The sequence below is a fragment of the Rhizobium sp. RU36D genome (assembly GCF_900176345.1).
Classification (GTDB): Bacteria; Pseudomonadota; Alphaproteobacteria; order Rhizobiales; family Rhizobiaceae; genus Allorhizobium.
Genome location: NZ_FWXU01000001.1, coordinates 547,177 through 565,568, shown reverse-complemented (window position 1 = coordinate 565,568; position 18,392 = coordinate 547,177). Strand labels below are relative to the sequence as shown.

Genomic DNA, 18,392 nt, shown 5'->3' with positions numbered 1-18,392 from the left:
GAGCAAGCGTCTGACGTCAGCGATCCCCTTGGTATGGTCAACCTAGACAGAGGATCTCGACATGCGTTTCTTCAAGGCTCTCGCCTTAGCATCTCTCCTGAGCGGTCTTGCCGGCACCGCCGCCTATGCGGAAGACGTCATCAATGCAGTCCACTTCACGCCGGCCCAGAACGGCTATGCCAAGAGCTTCCTGAAGTTCGTCGACAAGGTGAACGAGAAGGGCAAGGGCGTGGTCAAGATCACCGTGCGCGGTGGTCCGGAAATCATCCCCAATCCGCAGCTGGGTGCTGCCCAGAAGAGCGGCCTGATCGATATGATCAATACGCCCGCTGGCCTTTATCTTGAAATGGTGCCGGAAGGCGAAGTGCTCTCCGCGTCCACGATCACGCCTTGGGATGCCCGCGCCAATGGCGGCTGGGACCTCCTGAACGAGATCTATGCCAAGAAGGCCAATGCCCATCTGCTGCTGCATATCGACGGCGGCACGGGCTTCCACATGTTCACCGTGGATGAGCCGACCATGCTGCCCGACGGTTCGATCGACTTCACCAAGCTGAAGATCCGCTCTTCGCCGCTTTATCGCCAGTTCTTCGAAAACCTTGGCACGACGGTCATCGTCCAGAACGCGGGTGACGTCTACACCTCGCTCGAGCGCGGCGTAATCAATGCCAATGCCTATCCCGTCATGGGCTATGCCTCGTTCGGCTGGGACAAGTTCACCAAGTACCGGATCGATCCCTCCTTCTTCCAGACCGACGTTCTGGTCTCCATGAACAAGAAGAAGTGGGACTCGCTCTCGCCGGAATCCCAGAAGATCCTGAACGAAGTAGCGATCGAATACGAGAAGGAAAGCTATGAGTTCAATAAGGCCGAGACCGCACGCCTGGCTCAGGAAATGATCGACAAGGGCCAGAAGGTCGTTGAAATGACCGGCGAAGGCCGCGAAAAGTTCCTGGCAACGGCTGCCAAGGCCAGCTGGGACCGCATGGCCCAGCGCGACCCCACGCACATCGAGCAACTGCGCAAGCTGTTCCCCTGATAGCATGACGTTTGGGCCCGCTGAATATTTCAGCGGGCCCTGTTTTTTCCAACCGCTTTTCGGCCTCCGCGCCGAACAAGCGACGGGCTGTCAAGCCGCCGTTTCTCCTCCCGATCCGGCGATGCACGCTCTTGCCAAAGGTCTCTAGAAATGAAGGCGCTCTTCGATTTATCCGGCGGTCTCAGCGCCGCCCTTGCCGGCATTGTCAGGGTGCTTATCGCCCTGATGATCATCATCGTCATCTCGGATGTCGCGATGCGCAATCTGGGCTTCCGCCCGCTGTCATGGGCGATATCCGTTTCGGAATACATCTTGATGTATTCTGCTTTCCTACCCATGCCATGGCTGGTGCGGACGAAGGGCCACGTCTTCGTGGAGTTCCTGCGCAACGCCATGCCGTCGGGTGCTCGCAACGTCCTTGAAAAGATCGTCTATCTCACCTGCATCATCCTCTGCCTCTATCTGGGCAGCATCGCGCTGACATCGGCGCTGGATGCCTTGGCGACCGGCGATTACGAGACGCGGACGTTTGACATGCCGAAATGGGCCGTGTTCCTGCCGATGATCATCGGCTTCTTCCTTTCGGCGCTCGAATGGCTTCGATACCTCCTGGGCTTCGATACGCTTTACAATCTCAACCCGCTCGAAGTTGAAGGACTGTAATCGATGGAATGGTTCTTTCCCTTCGCCTTCCTGATCGGGTCGATCCTGGTCTTCATGGGCCTCGGCCTGCCCGTGGCCTTCGCCTTCTTCATCACCAACATCGCCGGCCTTTTCCTGTTCTTCGGCGGCTCGACCGGCGTCACGCAAATGGTCGCCAACTTCTCGGACGCGGTCTCGACCTATGCGCTGGCACCGCTGCCGATGTTCCTTGTCATGGGCAGCCTCTATTTCCGCTCTGGCCTGGGCGAAAAAGTCATCTACGCACTTGACCTCGCCATCGGCAACATCAGAGGTCGTCTGGCCTATGTGACGCTGGGCTCTGGTGCTGTGTTTGCTGCCCTTTCCGGCTCCAGCCTCGCCAATACCGGCATGATGGGTTCGCTCATGGCGCCGGAAATGTTGAGGCGGAACTACAAGCCGCATATGGCTTATGGTCCCATCCTCGGCGCCGGCAGTCTCGCCGTCATCATCCCGCCGTCGTCGCTTGGCGTCCTGCTCGGTTCGCTGGCGCAGATCGATGTCGGGGCCTTGCTGATCGCCGGTGTCATCCCCGGTCTGCTCCTTGTCAGCCTGTTCGGTTTGCTGATCTTCGTGCAGACGGTGATCGACCCTGACGCAGCCCCGCAATATCCGGTGCCGGCGACCTCGGGCCTTGAGAAGATCAATGCGGTGGCGTTCAACATCATCCCGATGGGCGTGCTGATCTTCATGGTGGTGGGCACCATCATCCTCGGCATTGCCACGCCGACGGAATCGGCCGGTCTCGGCTGCCTTGGCGTGGTGGTCCTGCTGTTCGTCTATCGCAAGTTCAGCTGGAGCGTGGTCTGGAAGTCGCTTGACGACGCCATGAAGGTCACGGCCATGACCTTCCTGATCATCTCGGCGTCGACGACCTTCTCGCAGATATTCGCGTTTTCCGGTGCATCGAACGGCTTCATCTCCTTCATCACCGGCTTCGACATGGGCCCATACGGCATCCTACTGATGATGATCGTCGTGATCCTCATCCTCGGTATGTTCATGGACCAGGTATCGATGATGTTGATCACGCTGCCGATCTTCATGCCGATTGCCGCCACCTATGGCTTCGATACGGTCTGGCTCGGGCTGATGCTGCTGTTGGCCTATGAAGTGGGCTTCACGACCCCACCGTTCGGTCTGCTGCTCTTCATCATGCTGGGGGTTGCGCCAAAAGGAACGTCGCTCAAGACGGTCGCCTTGGCGGCAGCACCTTATATCGGGCTCACTCTGTTCCTGATCTTCCTGATCGCCGTCTTCCCGCAGATTGCGCTCTTCCTTCCAAGCCTGATTTAGCCGACTGGAGCGCATCATGAGCTTTGCATTCATCGTCTTCTTCGAAAATACCCCCGGCATCGACCTGACCGTCGATGCCGGGGAACTGGCCTTTGTGAGGGATCTCATTCGGGCGACCCCGGGCCTGACATCGGGCCTGATCTACACACCGGAAGTCGCTGAAGATCTGTTCAACCACGACGGGACTTCGCCGCCGTTCGGGCTGCAACTGCATTTTTCAGACCTTCCGACGCTGGAAGCCGCGGTTGGCCCGAAGGGGCATCTTCAGCCATTGATGGGTCTACTGAAGAGCCTTCACGGGGCTAAAGTGACCCAGCAGGTTATGCTGGTCCGTCCGTTCCCGGTTGATGATCCCGTGGTCAAAACGGCAGAGGGTGGGCTTCCTTGCTCCTATGTCGTGCATTATCCGGGGCCGGCCGCCGATCTCAATCTCTGGCTTTCGCATTACATCGCCGGCCATCCGCCTGTTATGCGCAAGTTCCCCGGCATTCGCTCAATCGAGATTCTCAGCCGTGTCGATTGGTGCGGTGGTCTTGAAGGCGTCGAGCGGGTTGCGCATATCCAGCGCAACCGCATCCTTTTCGACAGCGCGGCAGCGCTCCAGGCGGCCTTGCAATCGCCCGTACGGCACGAAATGCGCGCTGATTTCCATACGTTTCCGGCTTTCGAAGGCGGAAACTTCCACTATCCCATGGCGACGGAAACCGTGCTGCCATCGGCCTGACATAACATCAGTCGATATGGAAAAGGCCTCCCTCGCGGAGGCCTTTTTGCGTTACATGGTGAGGATCAACCTGCCGCGGGTGATCTCGCCGGCCTCCATCAGCCGATGGGCTTCTGCGACATCGGACAGCGGCAGCGTGCGGGCAATCTGCGGCTTGATCTTGCCTTGGGCGGCCAGGGCCAGGATCGGCGCGACGGCCTCGCGATCGTCCTTGATCATGGCGCGGGTGACGGTGACGCCGAATTCCGCACCCCGATCGACGATCGGTGCGGCGGTCAGGTAGACCAGATGCCTGCCGCGCTTCAGCACTCCGTAGGAGCGGTCATGGACGTCGCCGCCCATGAGATCGAACACCACGTCCTGCGGTTCGAGCGTGGTGAAATCCTCGCCATCATAGGCGATTGCGTTGTGGGCCCCGAGTGACTTCACGTAATCCTTGTTGGTCGAGCGGCAGGTGGCGGTGACCTCCGCGCCGAGGTGCCGGCAGAGCTGGACCAGCAACCCGCCCACTGCGCCGGCTCCGGCATGGACAAGCACCTTGTCGCCTGGCTTGACCTTGGCCACCCGGACGGCGCAAATCCAGGCGGACAGGCTGGCATTCACTAGTGACGCCCCTTCCTCCATGGTCAGTTCGTCGGGCAGCGGCACGACGAGACTGGCATGGCAGGCAAGAAGGTCGGTGCAGGTGCCGGGCGCCTCGGTGCCGGGGGCCATGACGCAGACCCGGTCTCCAACCTGGAAGTCGCTGACATCAGGGCCAACCGCCACCACCGTCCCGGTGCCATCACGCCCCGGTGTGTTCGGGAAGAGCGGCGAAAAGTAGTCCTTGAGCTTGCCGGCTCTCAGCTTGCAGTCGAAGGGCGTGACGCTGGCTGCCGCCATCTTCACCACGACCTGTCCTGCCTCGGCCTTGGGCTCCGGCACCTCGCCGAATTCCAGCACCTCAGGACCGCCGTAACCCCTGTAGAAACAGGTCAACATCACGCTCATCCCTTCAGGTTGACAGGATATTTCGGCTTCTCGCCCTTCAGCACCGCCGCAACGTCGGCAAAGACCTTGCTGCGCACTTCCGCGTAGGATTGCGTCGAGTAATGTGCAGCGTGGGGCGAGAGCAGGACATTGTCCAGCTTGAGCAAGGGGTTGTCCGGCGACGGCGGTTCGGCTGACAGCGTGTCGAGCCCTGCGGCCGCGATCTGCCCGCTCTGAAGCGCCTCCGCCAGTGCCTCTTCGTCGATCAGGCCACCACGAGATACATTGATGACGATAGCGCCCTGGCGCATCTCAGCGATGCGTTCGCGCGAGATGATGTTCTGGGTTTCCGGGGTGAAGGGCACGTGCAGCGAAATGATGTCCGATGTCGCGATCAACGCGTCGAGCGTCATCGGCTTTGCCCCTGCGGCCTCGATGCGATCCGCCGGCATATGCGGGTCATAGGCCGAGATGCTGTAGCCGAAGGCGGCGGCCTTCTTCGCCGTCAACCGGCCGATCTGGCCGAAGCCGATCAGCCCAAGGGTCTGGCGGTCGGGGCGGGTGATGCCCTCGCCATCGGCGAGCGCCTTCCAGCGGCCGTTGCGCACGGCGGTGTCATAGAGCTTCAGGCGGCGCACCAGGGCCAGGATCATGGCCAGCGCGTGGGTGCTGACCTCGTCCAGATTAGAGTCCGGAACGTTCGTCACCTGGACGCCCGCCTTGGTGCAGGCGTCGACATCGATCGTATCGAGACCGACGCCGAAGCGGCCGATCACCTTCAGCTTGGGGAGGGCTGACAGCACGCGGGCGGTGATCGGTTCGCGCAGCACCAGCAGCGCATCCGCATCGCCGCATTCGGCAATCAGTTCGTCTTCGGTGAGAAGCGTCTTTTCAACGAAGTCCACATCCATGCCGGCGAGATAGGCCATCTGTTCCGGCTCGACGGTCAGCATGCCGTCGATCTTGATGATCTTCATGGTCAGGCTCCTCACTTTGCCGTGCGGGCGGCGGCGGCGCCGGCCGCAAGGCTTGCGCCAAGGAACATGGTGTCGCTGGCCAGCATGAAGAAGCTGATGCCGGCATTCGCCCATTTGCCCACATCATCGGCGGAGGGCCTGAAGATGCCGACTGCCTTGCCGGCTGCGCGTGCCCTGGAGGTGATCTTTTCGATGGCGGCGTTGAGCTTTTCAGCGCCTGCAGGACCCATGGCATCGATGGAGACCGAAAGGTCGCCGGGGCCGATGAAGATGACATCGACACCTTCGACCTTGACGATCTCGTCGATATTGGCGAGGCCTTCGGCGGTCTCCACCTGGATCGCCAGCACCAGGTTCTTATTGGCGGAGTTCAGGTAATCCGGAATGCGATAGCCATAGCCAGAGGCGCGGCCGGGGCCAACGCCACGTTCACCAACGGGCGGATAGCGAGTTGCCATGACCGCGGCTTGTGCCTGGGCTGCGGTCGAAACACGCGGCACCAGAACGCCGGCGGCGCCGGCATCCAGCACCGAAGCGACCCATTCTGGCGTGTGGCCGGGCACACGCACCATGGCAGGCACCTGATGCACATCGGCGGCACGGATGAGATCCTCGATGCGCTCGCGACCGATCTGCGAATGCTCCCAATCGATGCAGAGGAAATCGAGGCCGGCGGCGGCGGTCACCTCGACGGCAACCGGGTGGGGAATGGCGGAGAAGGTGCCGACGACACGTTCAAAGCCGATGCATTTTTGACGAAAGCCGCTCATGTTGATCTCGATCCGGTTGCCATGGAAGGGGAGGGGTCGCCGATAAAGGCGAAGCCATGACGATATTTTAAACATAAAATATATTATGTCGGCAAGCGCAAAACCGCGGCTTTGGGTCAGCTATTTCGGGACACCTCACTCACGATCGAAAGCAGGTGCTGCAGGGTTGGGGTCGTGTTGTCCGCCCGGCGGACCAGCGATAGCTCCAGTTCCACCTCCAGGTCCGCCACGGCATGAAAGGACATGCCCGGCGGCTGGCGCCATCGCTGGCAGGCGTTGACAAAGGCCAGGCCAACCCCCGCATTGACGAGCGCCAGCATATCAGGTTCGCTGTCGAGTTCCTGGATAACTCGCGGCTCGAAACCGCCTTTCGCGAAGGCCTGCGCCAGATCATCATAATATCGGCTGCTGGCCTGCCGATGGAACCCGACAAAGGCTTCATCCCGCAGATCGGCCAAGGCGATCTGCGGCTGCTCCGTCAGGCGATGACCGGTGGGAAGCGCTAGCACCACCGGATGGCGGGCGAGGGGCACTGCGACCAGATCCGGGTCGGCGCCGTGATTGTAGAGAAAGCCGGCATCGATGTCGCCGTCGCGGATCGCTTGCAACTGCCGCGTCGAGGACATGGCCGACAGGCTGAGCTCTACGGCCGGAAAATCGCGGCGGAAATGCCGGATACTGTCAGGCACGACACCCTGCCACGCCGCGGCCTCAATGAAGCCGACCTTTAGGAAGCCGATGCTGCCGGTTGCCGCCGCCCTGGTCTCCGCAACGGCCCTCGTCATCAGTGCCGATAGCTCGCGGCAATGGGCCAGGAACACATGGCCCGCCGTGGTCAACCTGATGCCTCTCGGCAGGCGCTCGAAAAGCTCGACGCCGAGTTCGGCTTCCAGCAGTTTCATCTGGCGGCTCAGCGCGGGTTGGGCAATGCGCAGGCGTGCAGAGGCGCGGCCGAAATGCTCTTCCTCGGCGATGGCCTTGAAATAGTGAAGTTGTCTCGGTTCCATGGTTATTGATAGCAATTTGCGATCAATCACACAAAACAATTGAATTGGATCATCGGCATCAGCCGGGATAGTTTACGTTTCAAATAATAAGGGAGCCTGGGATGTTGATGTTGCCGTCGCCTTATCTGGCGTTTGAGCGCAAGGCGCTGTCAAAGCCCGATCTGCCATTTCTCATCGCGCCGGCCAGTGCCGGGCTTCCCTATGCGCCTGATGGTTTCCGCTTGAGCTATGGCGAGATCTTCGCGATGGTGGAGAGCCTGCGGGCGGATTTTGCCGCGGCGGGTTATGGAGCCGGCTCGCGCGTTGCCCTGCTGTTGCAGAACCGGCCTGATTTTTTCGTGCATTGGCTTGCTCTCAATGCCATCGGCGCCTCCATCGTGCCCATCAATCCAGACATGCGGCCGGATGAACTGGCCTTCCAGATTGATGTCTCCAAGGCGCAGTTGATCGTCGCCTATCCGGAATTCGACGGGTTGGTCACGGCGGGCACGCCGGACGGATTTTCCCGCATGCATCCCGGCGACGCCATTCCCGAAGCCCAGCCAAAACGTGCGGCCGGGGGCGGTGGTCTTCAGGACGAATGCGCCTTGCTGTTCACGTCAGGCAGCACCGGCAAGCCCAAGGCCTGCATCCTCACCAATGGCTATTTCATGAAGCTGGCCGAGTGGTACGTGACCCAAGGCGGCATTGCCGCAATGTTGGAGGATTGCGAGGTAGCGTTGACGCCACTGCCGCTGTTCCACATGAATGCGCTTGGCTGCACGACGGTGGGCATGATCGTCATGGGTGGTGCCGTGGTGCCGCTGGACCGGTTCAGCGCCAGCAAGTGGTGGCAGACGGTTTCCGACAGCGGCGCCACGATTGTCCACGCGCTCGGTGTTATCCCCGCCATTTTGCTGCAGCTTCCGGAACATCCGGCAGAACGCGCCCACAAGGCCCGCTTCGTTCTCGGTCCCGGTGTCGATGCGCGCCACAAGACCGTGTTCGAAGAACGTTATGGCCTGCCGATCGTCGAGGCCTGGGCCATGACCGAGACCGGTGGGGCTGCGGTGACCAGCACGGCCAGAGATGTATACGAGCCCGGCCGGCGCTGCATCGGGCGTCCGCGGGATGGCATGGACTATCGCATCGTTGACGATGCCGGAGCCGATGTCGCCTTGGGCACGCCCGGCGAGCTTTGGGTACGTGCTGCAGGCGAAGATCCGCGGCGTGGCTTTTTCGCTGGATATCTGGGAGACGAAAAGGCAACGGAGGAGGCCTGGGCAGGTGGCTGGTTCCACACGGGCGACGTGGTCTATGCCGACGAGGCGGGCCTTCTCTACTTCTTCGACCGCAAGAAGAGCATCGTTCGTCGCAGCGGCGAGAACATCGCGGTGCTGGAGGTCGAAGCAGCCCTGATGGCAGACCCTGAGGTGGAGGCGGCGGCGGTGACGCCTGTCGCTGACGATATCAGGGGCGAAGAGGTCTTCGCCTTCGTCGTGCCGAAGCGCCCTGTCGCCGAGGGCGAGGACATGGATCGTGCCCTGGCGCTGCTTGCCCATGCCTCGATGCGTCTTTCCTACCACAAGCTGCCCGGCTATGTGGCTTTCGTAGAAAAGCTTCCTGTCAGTTCCACCCAAAAGCTGCAGCGCGGCGTGCTGCGCAGCGAAGGCCAGAGGCTGGCGGAAGCAGGGCTTTCACTAGACCTTCGGGACCGGAAGGCGGGTTTCAGAACCTCTTAAGCAAGCTGGTGATCGTCAGCCGGTGATCGCGCCGCAAAGCGCATCCGCCCTTGCCAACTCGCTTGAAAACTTAAATGATAAATCATCGCATACAACGTCTGATAGGAGACCGTGATGCTGCAGCCTGAAAAGATCCTTTTCGAAACCACGATGACAGCCACGGGCGGTCGTGACGGCCGGGCCGAAAGTGCCGATGGCAGCTTCAAGCTGGCGCTGAGCGTTCCCAAGGGACTAGGCGGGCCAGGTGGCGACGGCACCAATCCGGAGCAGTTGTTTGCCGCCGGTTATGCCGCCTGCTTCCTCGGCGCCGTCAAGCTGGTCGCCCGCACCCGCAAGATCGCGCTGCCGGATGACGTAACGGTGTCTGCGACTGTCGGTATCGGTCCGGTTCCGGTCGGCTATGCACTTGCCGTCGAACTTTCTGTTTCGCTGCCGGGCATCGACAAGGCCCTGGCGGAAGAGATCGTGGCCGGCGCCCATGAGCGCTGCCCGTATTCCAACGCAACGCGCGGCAATATCGACGTCAAGCTGACGGTCGCCTGATTGTTGCAGCAAGGGGAGCGGACCATGGCTGAGATGAAACGGCAGGGCTATGACGGGGTGGTTCTCGCCGTCCCGGTGACCGTGCCCTATGTCCGCTTTTCCATCGACAGCACGGCCTGGTGGGTCGGTCGAGCGCTTGCAGCGCTGGCCAAGGGATCTGGCCTTAGCCACCGTGATTTCGACGGCCTGTCGATTGCCAGCTTTTCCACAGCACCGGATACGGCAATCGGCCTGACCCAGCATTTCGGGCTCAGCCCACGCTTTATCGATTTCGTGCCGATGGGCGGCGTGTCTGGCGTCGTGTCGCTGCGCCGTGCCGCCCGCGCCGTGCAGATGGGCGATGCCGATGTCATCGCCTGCATCGCCGCCGACACGAACCATGTGGATTCGTTTCGCCAGTCGCTGGAGAATTTCTCCCGCTTCTCGCAGGATGCCGTCTATCCCTATGGTGCCGGCGGACCCAATGCGAGTTTCGCGCTGATTGCCGGCAACTACATGCGCAAATTCGGCGCCAAACGCGAGGATTTCGGCAAGATCTGCGTGGCCCAGCGGGATAACGCGCTGAAAAACCCGAACGCGCTGATGAAGAAGCCGCTGACGCTGGACGACTACATGGCGGCGCGCGCCATTGCCGAGCCGATCCATCTGTTCGACTGCGTCATGCCCTGTGCGGGCGCCGAGGCCTTCCTCGTCATGCGCGAGGAGATGGCGCAGAGCCTTGGCCTGCCTTTCGCGCGGCTGCTCTCCACCATCGAGCGGCATCACGCCTTTGCCGGGGATGCGGTCCAGGAGCGGGGCGGCTGGGCTGTCGATATCGGTGAGCTCTATGCCATGGCGGGCGTTGAACCTGACGATATCGACCTCGTGCAGACCTATGACGATTACCCTGTGATCTCCATGATGCAGTTCGAGGATCTCGGCTTCTGCGCCAAGGGCGAAGGGCCTGATTTCGTGCGCCAGCACGACCTGACCATATCGGGCTCGTTTCCGCACAATACATCCGGTGGGCAATTGTCGGTGGGGCAGGCCGGCGCCGCCGGGGGACATCTCGGTATTGTCGAGTCGATCCGCCAGGTCACGGGGACGGCAGGGCCGACCCAGGTCGCCGATGCGTGCCTCGCGCTCGCCTCCGGCTTCGGCATGATCAATTACGACCGTGGCCTGGCATCCGGGGCAATCATTCTTGCGGGAGACGGTGCATGAGTGGTCCGTTGGAAAAGCCGAAGCGGAAGAACCCGCTGGTCCGCACCCGTTTGCCACTGCTGCCGCCACAAAGCCGCAGCCGGCGTGCGCATGAACTGACCGCCGCGGCGGCCGAAGGCCGCTTTGCCCTGCAGCGCTGCGAGGCCTGTGGCGCCTTTGCCTATCCGATGCGCGAGGCCTGTCCGCAATGCCTCTCCGCTGAGCTTTCCATGGCCGATGCCCCCGACACCGGCGTGGTTCTGTCCATGACATCGGCAGAAGTGCCGGCCGATAATTACTTCCGGGAGCGTGCACCTTGGAATGTCGGCCTGGTGAAGTTCGACTGCGGCCCGACGGCCCTGTGTCATCTCCATGGTGCCTGCCGGCCCGACATGCCTGTGCGCCTTTTCCTGAAGCTCGACAAGGCGGGGCAGGCGGTATTCTATGCGGCTCCTCGTGAAGGAAAATTCGACATGGCAGACGATCCGCAATGGCGGGAGCTGACCGCGGACCCCCGGCATCGCCGGGTTCTGGTCACCGATGGGCGTCATCCGGTTGCTGTGGCCCTGGTGGCTCGGCTGAAGAAGGCGGGTGCGGCCAGCATCTTCGTCGGGGTGTCGGAGGACTGGAAGCCCTTTCCGGCGCGTGAGGCGCTGGAAAAGCAGGACGGTGTCCATCTCGTTCCGCTCGATGTCACCAGCGAGACGTCGGTCGCGGATTTCGCTCGCGACTATGGCGCCAAGATCGAGATCGTCATCAATACGGCTGACTTCATCCGTCCCGGTTCCATTCTCGGACCCGGCCAGATCAACCCTGCGCGCGATGCGATGGAAGTGATCGTCTTCGGCATGATGCGGCTTGCCCAGGCGCTGGCACCGGTCATGATGTCGCGCGGCGCGGATGGTGCTACGGGTGCGGCCGCCTGGGTCAATCTCTTGTCGATCTATGGCGAGGCTCATGCACCTGGCTTTGCGGCCTATGGGGCGGCGCAGGCCGCTGCGCTGGCGCTGTCGCATGCCCTGAGGGCCGAACTCGGTGCGGGCGGCGTACGGCTCATGAATGTGCTGACCGGCCCCACGGATAGCGAATGGTTCCAGACCCTGCCGCAGCCCAAAGTGGGCCAGAAGGCGATTGCCGATGCCGTGGTCGATGGTCTCATCCGCGGTCTGGAAGAGGTCTATGTCGGCGATATCGCCAAGGATTTGCATCAGCGGCTGAAGGCAAATCCCAAAGCCGTCGAGCGCGAGCTCGGTCGCGACCGGTCGTGAAGGAGATCCCATGAACGCGTCAGTTCTTTCCGCCTTGCAGGATGCGCTTGTTGGCGGTGCCGTGGAGGTCGTCGATCTCACCCAGACTCTCTCACCCGATTTTCCGACCATCGTCATGCCACCGGAGCTTGGGCAATCCGCCCCGGTGCGGATCGAGCGGATTTCCCATTACGATGGCTCCGGGCCGGCATGGTACTGGAACAACCTGTCCTTCGGCGAACACACGGGAACGCATTTCGATGCGCCTGTTCATTGGTATACCGGGCGTGATCTGCCGCTGAATTCGGTCGACAAGCTGCCCGCCCGGCATATGGTCGCGCCCGCCTGCGTCATCGATTGCTCAACCCAGTCGAGCACCGATGCGGACTTTCTGCTGACCAAGTCAGGGGTTCTGGAGTGGGAGGCGGTGCACGGAAAGATCCCTGCGGGCGCCTGGGTGCTGATGCGAACGGACTGGTCGAAAAAGTCAGGTGCGGCCTATGCCAATCTCGACGAGGACGGTGCCCACACGCCGGGACCGGATGCCGAAGTGATGGAATGGCTGGTGGCTGAGCGCGGCATCATCGGCTTCGGCACGGAAACCATAGGGACCGATGCGGGTCAGGGCGGACATTTTCATCCGCCCTATCCGGCGCATCATTTCTTGCACGGAGCTGGGAAATACGGGCTGCAATGCCTGTGCAATCTCGATCTGCTGCCGACGACGGGAAGCATGATCCTCGCCGCGCCGTTGAAGATCCTGCACGGCTCAGGCAGTCCCTTGCGGGTTCTGGCGCTCGTCCCCAGGGGCTGATCAGGGTTTGGCGGTGGTCTGATGGCTGGTCGAAGCGCGACGCGAGGCGGTGTCATAGAAGCTGCAAAGCAGCTCGAGCATTTCGGCCGAGGCCTTCAATCCACCTTCGACATCCTGAAGCTTGCCCACGGCGGTCACCAGCAATTCCTTGCGCAGGCGCCGATAGTCCTTCGTCAGCTTCAGACCCTTCTGCGACAGGGTATAGATGGTCTCCTTGCGGGAGCGCCCGCTGACCCGCTCGATCAGTTTCAGGGCCAGCAGCTTCTTGATGGCATATTGGACGTTGGCGGTATCGTCGCGTCCGAGCAGCCGGGAAATCTCCGACAGCCCCTTCGGCTTGTCGCGATATTTGATGGTGTGCAGGACCGCCGTGTCATGGCCGCTCAGCGTGGCACCGGCCAGCGCCGAAGCGCATTCGCTCTGCCAGCGCAGGAAGGCCGAGGATACGCGCCACAGGGACCATTCGAAATCGGTGAGCGCCAGTTCCTTGGCGGCGCCGTCGGCATCCAGTTCGGCAGTCGAGGCGTCGAGATCGGTCATGGCCATGGTCCTGTCGCTGATCAGCGCCGCGGGCCGACACGACACAGCGACGAAAACTATCCCTAAATTCCATGGCAAAACAGCGCCTGGTTCGCAAGAGATCCCATCAGGAAGGACTAAAGGCAATGCGTATTTTCTGGCAGAGTTTTATCGATCAGACGGCCAGCGCCTCCTACATGAAGCGGCTTTCCGAATACTTGAACGCCATTGCCGAGCCCGGAACATCGGTCGAGGTCCATGGCATCAGCCCGCCGGACCGCTCCTTCGGCCGGCTCTCGGAATTTCGCTGCGCCATTCTGGCCATCGATAACGGTATCGAGGCGGAACTGCAGGGCTATGATTCCGTGGTGATGGGGCATTTCCAGGATCCGGGCCTCTACGAGCTGAAGTCTGCCGTCTCCATTCCCGTCATTGGCGCGGGAGAATCGACCCTGCATTTTGCGGCCCAGATGGGGCGTCGCATCGCGCTCGTGACGTTGGACGACGTGTTCCGCTCCATGCATCTAGAGCAGGGCGATCTCTATGGCCTGTCGGGGCGCATTAGCCACGTCGTGGGCCTGAACGCGGATCCTTCCGATTTCACGGGATGCTTTGCCGGCGATGCCGAGGCCAAGAGCCGGATGCTCGACGCATTCCGCGCCTGTGCCGAGCCCCTGGTGCGGGATGGTGCCGATGTGGTGGTGCCGGCCGGCGTTCTGCCGGGTCTCTTGATCGGCGGTGAATATGGTTTGCGCATTGGCCAGGCGCCCGTTGTCAATTGCGCTGCCGTCGCCTTGAAGTCCGCGGAGATGCAGGTGCGCCTCCGGACGCTGAACGGCATCGAGCCAAGCCGCGGCCCATGGTGCGCGAAGGCGCCTCAGCAGGCCATCGATGATTTCCGTTCGCTGGTCGCATCGGGGCGAGGATCACCAAGCGTGAAATGAGATTATTCGTATACTGTTCTGGCCGGAATATGATCATCATTGGCGAAAACAGTAAGAAAACATAAATTTCAAGCTTGAAATATCCGGATTTCCATATACGGTTATGGGCAGGAGAGGCCCATGACCGTTCGCAATCTCAATCTCGTGGAATCGCTTTATGCGGACCTCAGGCGGAGGCTGCAGCTCAGCGAAATCGGTCCTGACGACCGGCTTGTCGATACCGATATCGCCGAGGCCTATGGAACGTCGCGGATGCCGGCGCGCGAGGCCTTGTTGCGGCTGGTCGCTGAGGGCTATCTGGTCGGCTCGACCCGCGGCTTCGTTTTACCGATCCTGTCCCCTGACGATATTGCCGGATTGTTCGAGTTGCGGCGACAGCTTGAGCCGCGGGCGGCGGGTGCGGCGGCGCGCGATCTCACCGCAGATGCGGCGCGGCAATTGGCTGAAGCGATGGACGTCATCCGGGAGGCCCATGCGGCGGGCGATATCCGCCGCCTGGTCGAGGCCAATATCGACTTTCGCAATGCCTGGATTTCCTGCGTCCGCAATCCGCATATGGCGGCCACCATTTCGCGGTTCATGGATTATTTCCAGGCCATCAGGCTCGATACGTTTTCCGATCAGGTGACCCGGCGCATCTATGTCGAGGCCCTTGGCGCGCTGTTCTCGGCACTTGATGCGCGGGATTCCCTGGCAGCCCAGGATCGGATGACCGCCTTTCTCTTTGCAGCGGAATCCGCCTATCTCGCAGCCCACCAAAGGCAGGCCGAGCGGGACGCGAGCGTGAAGCCGACGCGCCGTCGACAGCAGAAGAACAACCACAAGACCTGAGGGAAACATGACCTATCTGCATCCATTGAAGGGACCGAACAAGCTGAAACTCGGCATCTTCTCTGCCAACGCCGATGGCGGGCTGGCGATTACCGATGTGCCGGAGCGCTGGAGGGCGAGCTGGGACGACAATCTGAACGCCGCCCAGATGGCAGACCGCGCCGGGCTGGATTTCTTCCTGCCGATTGCACGCTGGGCCGGTTTCGGTGGCAAGAATAAGGTGCGTGAATGGTCGTTCGAAACCTTCACCTGGGCCGCTGCGCTCGCCGCCTCAACCCAGAGGATCGGGCTTTTCATGACGGTTCATGTGCCGATCGTTCATCCGCTCTATGCGGCCAAGGCGCTTGCCACTGTTGATCATGTCAGCCGGGGTCGTGCCGGCCTCAATATCGTCTGCGGCTGGAACCCTAAGGAATTCGGCATGTTCGGCATTCCCTTGGTTGAGAAGGGTTATGATCAGGCGAGCGAGTGGATTGAGATCATCGAAAAGGCCTATGGGTCGGAGGAGCCTTTCAACTTCGACGGCACCTATTACACCCTGAAGAATGCCGTCAGCCGTCCCGCCAGCCTGCAGTCGCCGCGTCCGGTCACCATGAACGCGGCCTTCGGCGGTCCGGGCCGTGACTTTGCGGCGGCCAATTGCGATTATCTCTTCACCACCTTCACCGAGATTTCCGAGGCTGGCAAGCATGTCGAGGACATCAGGACGCGCTCGGAAAAGGTCGGACGCGACGTCGGCGCCTACACCGTCTGCCACGTGATCTGCCGCGAAACCCAGCAGGAGGCGGAAGACTATTATGAGCGCTATGCCATGACCATGGCGGACACAGCGGCGGTGGACCAGCACATGGCGGGCAAGAAGGAGTTCTCGCATTCCCACGACAGCGATGCCTATGACCGTTATCGCAAGCGGTTTGCCGGTGGTGCGGGCAGCTATCCGCTGGTCGGCACGCCGGAGCGTATCGTCGAGGAGATGGTGGCGATCTCGGAGCAGGGCTATTCCGGCATTGCGCTGACCTTCGTCAACTATCTCTACGAATTGCCGTTCTTCTGCGACCGTGTGCTGCCGCTGTTGCAGCGGGCGGGCCTCAGGACGGCGTGATCGGGAGAGGTTCCATGGGTATTCTCGACAGCGCGCCGCCACTGGGTGACGGCGCCGAAGGACCTTCGCAGGCGGTGTTCCGCAATGCCATGTCCCGGCTTGCGGCGGCCGTGCATATCGTCACGACCGATGGCCCGGCGGGCCGGTTCGGCTTTACCGCCTCGGCCGTATGCAGCGTGACCGATACGCCGCCGACCCTTCTGGTCTGCGTCAACAAGAAGTCGTCCTCGCTGGAGGCGCTGACGCAGAACGGGGTCCTCTGCGTCAACACGCTCGCGCCAAAACAGCAGGCGCTGTCGGTGCTGTTCGGCAGCGGCCCGCCGATGGAGGAGCGATTCCGGGCGGCGTCATGGGAGGCAGCGCCCAGCGGTGCGCCACGGCTCGAAGGCGCCCTGATCTCCTTCGACTGCCGGGTCGCGTCCGTTGCGGAGGAGGGGACCCATCGCATCCTGTTCTGCCGGGTTCTCGATGTCGCCGAAAGCCCGGAGGCGGAGGCGCTGGTCTATTTCGGCCGCAACTATCACGAAATCCGGCCACCTGTCTTGGCAAGCGCCGGCTGACCGGGGCCTTCACGCGGACCAACTCGGCGCGTCGGATCCCAGCGGACCGGCGGGCCGTGACCATGTGAGATCGACGGCGGGGATGGTCAGCGCGGTCTTCAGGCGCCAAGCTGGCCCCCAGCCCGTCATCTCCCTGCTCTCCGAGAAATCGGTGTCTGCGCTGCCGGAAATCCCTTGACCTTGCGGTCCGGCCGGATGGTCCATCAGCAGATGGGCCACACGGGCAAGCGAGGTGCGCCAGATCGATCCCTTGTTGGTGGCGAGACGCGTGGTCAGCCCCCTGATCGCGGCCGCCGCAAGGATGTAGCCGGTGGCGTGGTCGAGTGCCTGCACGGGCAGTGGCTTGGGCGCGCTGGTTCCGTAATGGCGCATGCCCGCCTCGGCAATGCCCGTGCTCATCTGCACCAGGCTGTCGAAACCGCGGCGGCTGCGCCAGGGGCCGGTCCAGCCATAGGCATTGAGCGACACGTCGATCAGCCCCGGCCTCAGTCTTTGCCTGTTGTCGGCATCGAGGCCCAGCCGCTCCAGGGCGTCTGCCCGATAGCCATGGACCAGGATATCGGCATCGGCCAGCAGCCGCATCAGCAAGGCCCGGCCGTCCTCGCTCTTCAGATCCAGCCGCGCCCGGCGTTTTCCGAGTGTCACGTCCGGCAGGACGCCCGGCTCATCCCAATCAAGCGGGTCGATCCGCAGGACATCGGCGCCGGCCGAGGCCAGGAAGCGCGTCGCGACGGGGCCGGCGAGTACGCGTGTCAGGTCCAGGACCCTGACCCCCGCAAGCGGCCGCTTTGCCGTTCCGGCAAAAGTGTTGGTGATGGACGTCTGGCCTTCTTGCCTGTGCACCAGCGGTTCGGCAGCGACACCCATGCCCTGCGGATGCTGACGCCAGTGATCCATGTCTCGCATGGCTGCTGCACAGCCGCCTTGTGCGACGACGGCGGCTTCAAGCTCGTCGATCGCAAACCGGGATACGGCTGATGTTACCGCGGCCTTGTCCGCGTCCGTTCCGAGCACGGCGAGCGCAGCGCGCCGGTGGTGCGGCGCGTTTGTGTGGAGCCTGATCCAGCCGTCTCGTCCGCGATAATCCCCCGCGATCGGGTCCCAGGCCGGTGGCACGGCCCAGCCATCTGGCTTCAGCGACGTTCCGAACCAGAGAGAGGCCAGGCGCCTATCGACGCGAACCTCCGGCCGCGTGGCCGAAGTGGCGCCCAGCAATTCCGCAATGGCGAGACCCGCCGCTGCCATGGACGCGCTGGCAAGGTCGCTGACGGCAAAGGTCGAGGGGAGGTCGCCTTGTCCGGTTTCGGTGGCCTGGCTCAACAGGCGGCTTTCACCGCCGACTGCTGTCCAGATGGCGGTGAGCATATCTGTCTGAACGGATGTCGGGTCTTTGTCTGGTGATGGCATGGCTGATGGTCCCGTGGCTGATGTTGCTTCACGAAACGGCAATAGCCAGATATCGTCAA

Annotated in this window: 19 protein-coding genes; 13 read left to right on the top strand and 6 right to left on the bottom strand. The window is 62.1% G+C overall.

The window, feature by feature from the left end; all coding sequences use genetic code 11:
- The first annotated feature begins 61 nt into the window (after window positions 1–61).
- The 4 genes from dctP to B9A97_RS02705 all read left to right on the top strand — a co-directional run bounded on the left by dctP (window position 62) and on the right by B9A97_RS02705 (window position 3,740).
- Entirely contained in the window at window positions 62–1,039 is a 978-nt protein-coding gene (gene dctP, locus B9A97_RS02720) for a TRAP transporter substrate-binding protein DctP (protein ID WP_084363413.1), read from the top strand.
- A 150-nt stretch (window positions 1,040–1,189) separates the two neighbouring features.
- Window positions 1,190–1,702, top strand: coding sequence for a TRAP transporter small permease (locus tag B9A97_RS02715; protein WP_084363412.1), 513 nt, complete (start codon window positions 1,190–1,192; stop codon window positions 1,700–1,702).
- Window positions 1,703–1,705: 3 nt separating this feature from the next.
- Entirely contained in the window at window positions 1,706–3,016 is a 1,311-nt protein-coding gene (locus tag B9A97_RS02710) for a TRAP transporter large permease (protein ID WP_084363411.1), read from the top strand.
- Between the two features lie 16 nt (window positions 3,017–3,032).
- Window positions 3,033–3,740 (top strand): hypothetical protein, encoded by a 708-nt coding sequence (locus tag B9A97_RS02705; protein WP_084363410.1) that lies wholly within the window; start codon window positions 3,033–3,035, stop codon window positions 3,738–3,740.
- Between the two features lie 51 nt (window positions 3,741–3,791).
- On the opposite strand, the gene B9A97_RS02700 is transcribed toward B9A97_RS02705, so the two are convergent.
- The 4 genes from B9A97_RS02700 to B9A97_RS02685 form a co-directional block, all read right to left on the bottom strand.
- Window positions 3,792–4,721 (bottom strand): NADP-dependent oxidoreductase, encoded by a 930-nt coding sequence (locus tag B9A97_RS02700; protein ID WP_084363506.1) that lies wholly within the window; start codon window positions 4,719–4,721, stop codon window positions 3,792–3,794.
- 5 nt (window positions 4,722–4,726) lie between these two features.
- Window positions 4,727–5,686, bottom strand: a complete 960-nt coding sequence (locus B9A97_RS02695; RefSeq protein ID WP_179145195.1) for a C-terminal binding protein — start codon at window positions 5,684–5,686, stop codon at window positions 4,727–4,729.
- An 11-nt stretch (window positions 5,687–5,697) separates the two neighbouring features.
- Window positions 5,698–6,456, bottom strand: a complete 759-nt coding sequence (locus B9A97_RS02690; protein ID WP_084363408.1) for an HpcH/HpaI aldolase family protein — start codon at window positions 6,454–6,456, stop codon at window positions 5,698–5,700.
- Window positions 6,457–6,572: 116 nt separating this feature from the next.
- On the bottom strand, window positions 6,573–7,463 hold the full coding sequence (locus B9A97_RS02685) for a LysR family transcriptional regulator (RefSeq protein WP_084363407.1): 891 nt from the start codon (window positions 7,461–7,463) through the stop codon (window positions 6,573–6,575).
- 101 nt (window positions 7,464–7,564) lie between these two features.
- Here B9A97_RS02685 and B9A97_RS02680 point away from each other — a divergent pair, with 101 nt between their 5' ends.
- From B9A97_RS02680 to B9A97_RS02660, 5 genes are all read left to right on the top strand, one after another.
- Complete coding sequence (locus tag B9A97_RS02680) at window positions 7,565–9,184, top strand: AMP-binding protein (RefSeq protein WP_084363406.1); 1,620 nt, start codon at window positions 7,565–7,567, stop codon at window positions 9,182–9,184.
- A gap of 114 nt (window positions 9,185–9,298) precedes the next feature.
- Window positions 9,299–9,727: an organic hydroperoxide resistance protein gene (locus B9A97_RS02675; RefSeq protein WP_084363405.1), complete on the top strand. Its 429-nt coding sequence runs from the start codon at window positions 9,299–9,301 to the stop codon at window positions 9,725–9,727.
- Window positions 9,728–9,751: 24 nt separating this feature from the next.
- Window positions 9,752–10,930 carry a thiolase family protein gene (locus tag B9A97_RS02670; RefSeq protein WP_143530292.1) on the top strand — a complete coding sequence of 393 codons (1,179 nt, stop codon included), beginning with the start codon at window positions 9,752–9,754 and terminating at the stop codon, window positions 10,928–10,930.
- Window positions 10,927–12,177 (top strand): SDR family NAD(P)-dependent oxidoreductase, encoded by a 1,251-nt coding sequence (locus B9A97_RS02665; RefSeq protein ID WP_084363404.1) that lies wholly within the window; start codon window positions 10,927–10,929, stop codon window positions 12,175–12,177. Before B9A97_RS02670 ends, B9A97_RS02665 begins: the two co-directional genes overlap by 4 nt.
- Window positions 12,178–12,187: 10 nt before the next feature.
- A complete protein-coding gene (locus tag B9A97_RS02660; RefSeq protein ID WP_084363403.1) occupies window positions 12,188–12,970 on the top strand; it encodes a cyclase family protein in 783 nt (260 codons plus the stop codon).
- Here B9A97_RS02660 and B9A97_RS02655 read toward each other — a convergent pair whose 3' ends face one another.
- On the bottom strand, window positions 12,971–13,510 hold the full coding sequence (locus B9A97_RS02655) for a winged helix DNA-binding protein (protein WP_179145194.1): 540 nt from the start codon (window positions 13,508–13,510) through the stop codon (window positions 12,971–12,973).
- 125 nt (window positions 13,511–13,635) lie between these two features.
- Between B9A97_RS02655 and B9A97_RS02650 the strand changes: the two genes are divergently transcribed.
- The 4 genes from B9A97_RS02650 to B9A97_RS02635 all read left to right on the top strand — a co-directional run bounded on the left by B9A97_RS02650 (window position 13,636) and on the right by B9A97_RS02635 (window position 16,926).
- On the top strand, window positions 13,636–14,433 hold the full coding sequence (locus tag B9A97_RS02650) for an aspartate/glutamate racemase family protein (protein WP_084363401.1): 798 nt from the start codon (window positions 13,636–13,638) through the stop codon (window positions 14,431–14,433).
- Between the two features lie 120 nt (window positions 14,434–14,553).
- Window positions 14,554–15,264 carry a GntR family transcriptional regulator gene (locus B9A97_RS02645; RefSeq protein ID WP_084363400.1) on the top strand — a complete coding sequence of 237 codons (711 nt, stop codon included), beginning with the start codon at window positions 14,554–14,556 and terminating at the stop codon, window positions 15,262–15,264.
- 7 nt (window positions 15,265–15,271) lie between these two features.
- Window positions 15,272–16,366: an LLM class flavin-dependent oxidoreductase gene (locus B9A97_RS02640; protein WP_084363399.1), complete on the top strand. Its 1,095-nt coding sequence runs from the start codon at window positions 15,272–15,274 to the stop codon at window positions 16,364–16,366.
- 14 nt (window positions 16,367–16,380) lie between these two features.
- A complete protein-coding gene (locus tag B9A97_RS02635) occupies window positions 16,381–16,926 on the top strand; it encodes a flavin reductase (protein WP_084363398.1) in 546 nt (181 codons plus the stop codon).
- Window positions 16,927–16,935: 9 nt separating this feature from the next.
- On the opposite strand, the gene B9A97_RS02630 is transcribed toward B9A97_RS02635, so the two are convergent.
- Window positions 16,936–18,333, bottom strand: a complete 1,398-nt coding sequence (locus B9A97_RS02630) for a CoA transferase (protein WP_084363397.1) — start codon at window positions 18,331–18,333, stop codon at window positions 16,936–16,938.
- Window positions 18,334–18,392: the final 59 nt, after the last annotated feature.

Coding starts and splice junctions, on each gene's coding strand:
- dctP (WP_084363413.1), top strand. CDS start 62: ATGCGTTTCTTCAAGGCTCTCGCCTTAGCATCTCTCCTGAGCGGTCTT.
- B9A97_RS02715 (WP_084363412.1), top strand. CDS start 1,190: ATGAAGGCGCTCTTCGATTTATCCGGCGGTCTCAGCGCCGCCCTTGCC.
- B9A97_RS02710 (WP_084363411.1), top strand. CDS start 1,706: ATGGAATGGTTCTTTCCCTTCGCCTTCCTGATCGGGTCGATCCTGGTC.
- B9A97_RS02705 (WP_084363410.1), top strand. CDS start 3,033: ATGAGCTTTGCATTCATCGTCTTCTTCGAAAATACCCCCGGCATCGAC.
- B9A97_RS02700 (WP_084363506.1), bottom strand. CDS start 4,721: ATGTTGACCTGTTTCTACAGGGGTTACGGCGGTCCTGAGGTGCTGGAA.
- B9A97_RS02695 (WP_179145195.1), bottom strand. CDS start 5,686: ATGAAGATCATCAAGATCGACGGCATGCTGACCGTCGAGCCGGAACAG.
- B9A97_RS02690 (WP_084363408.1), bottom strand. CDS start 6,456: ATGAGCGGCTTTCGTCAAAAATGCATCGGCTTTGAACGTGTCGTCGGC.
- B9A97_RS02685 (WP_084363407.1), bottom strand. CDS start 7,463: ATGGAACCGAGACAACTTCACTATTTCAAGGCCATCGCCGAGGAAGAG.
- B9A97_RS02680 (WP_084363406.1), top strand. CDS start 7,565: ATGTTGATGTTGCCGTCGCCTTATCTGGCGTTTGAGCGCAAGGCGCTG.
- B9A97_RS02675 (WP_084363405.1), top strand. CDS start 9,299: ATGCTGCAGCCTGAAAAGATCCTTTTCGAAACCACGATGACAGCCACG.
- B9A97_RS02670 (WP_143530292.1), top strand. CDS start 9,752: ATGGCTGAGATGAAACGGCAGGGCTATGACGGGGTGGTTCTCGCCGTC.
- B9A97_RS02665 (WP_084363404.1), top strand. CDS start 10,927: ATGAGTGGTCCGTTGGAAAAGCCGAAGCGGAAGAACCCGCTGGTCCGC.
- B9A97_RS02660 (WP_084363403.1), top strand. CDS start 12,188: ATGAACGCGTCAGTTCTTTCCGCCTTGCAGGATGCGCTTGTTGGCGGT.
- B9A97_RS02655 (WP_179145194.1), bottom strand. CDS start 13,510: ATGACCGATCTCGACGCCTCGACTGCCGAACTGGATGCCGACGGCGCC.
- B9A97_RS02650 (WP_084363401.1), top strand. CDS start 13,636: ATGCGTATTTTCTGGCAGAGTTTTATCGATCAGACGGCCAGCGCCTCC.
- B9A97_RS02645 (WP_084363400.1), top strand. CDS start 14,554: ATGACCGTTCGCAATCTCAATCTCGTGGAATCGCTTTATGCGGACCTC.
- B9A97_RS02640 (WP_084363399.1), top strand. CDS start 15,272: ATGACCTATCTGCATCCATTGAAGGGACCGAACAAGCTGAAACTCGGC.
- B9A97_RS02635 (WP_084363398.1), top strand. CDS start 16,381: ATGGGTATTCTCGACAGCGCGCCGCCACTGGGTGACGGCGCCGAAGGA.
- B9A97_RS02630 (WP_084363397.1), bottom strand. CDS start 18,333: ATGCCATCACCAGACAAAGACCCGACATCCGTTCAGACAGATATGCTC.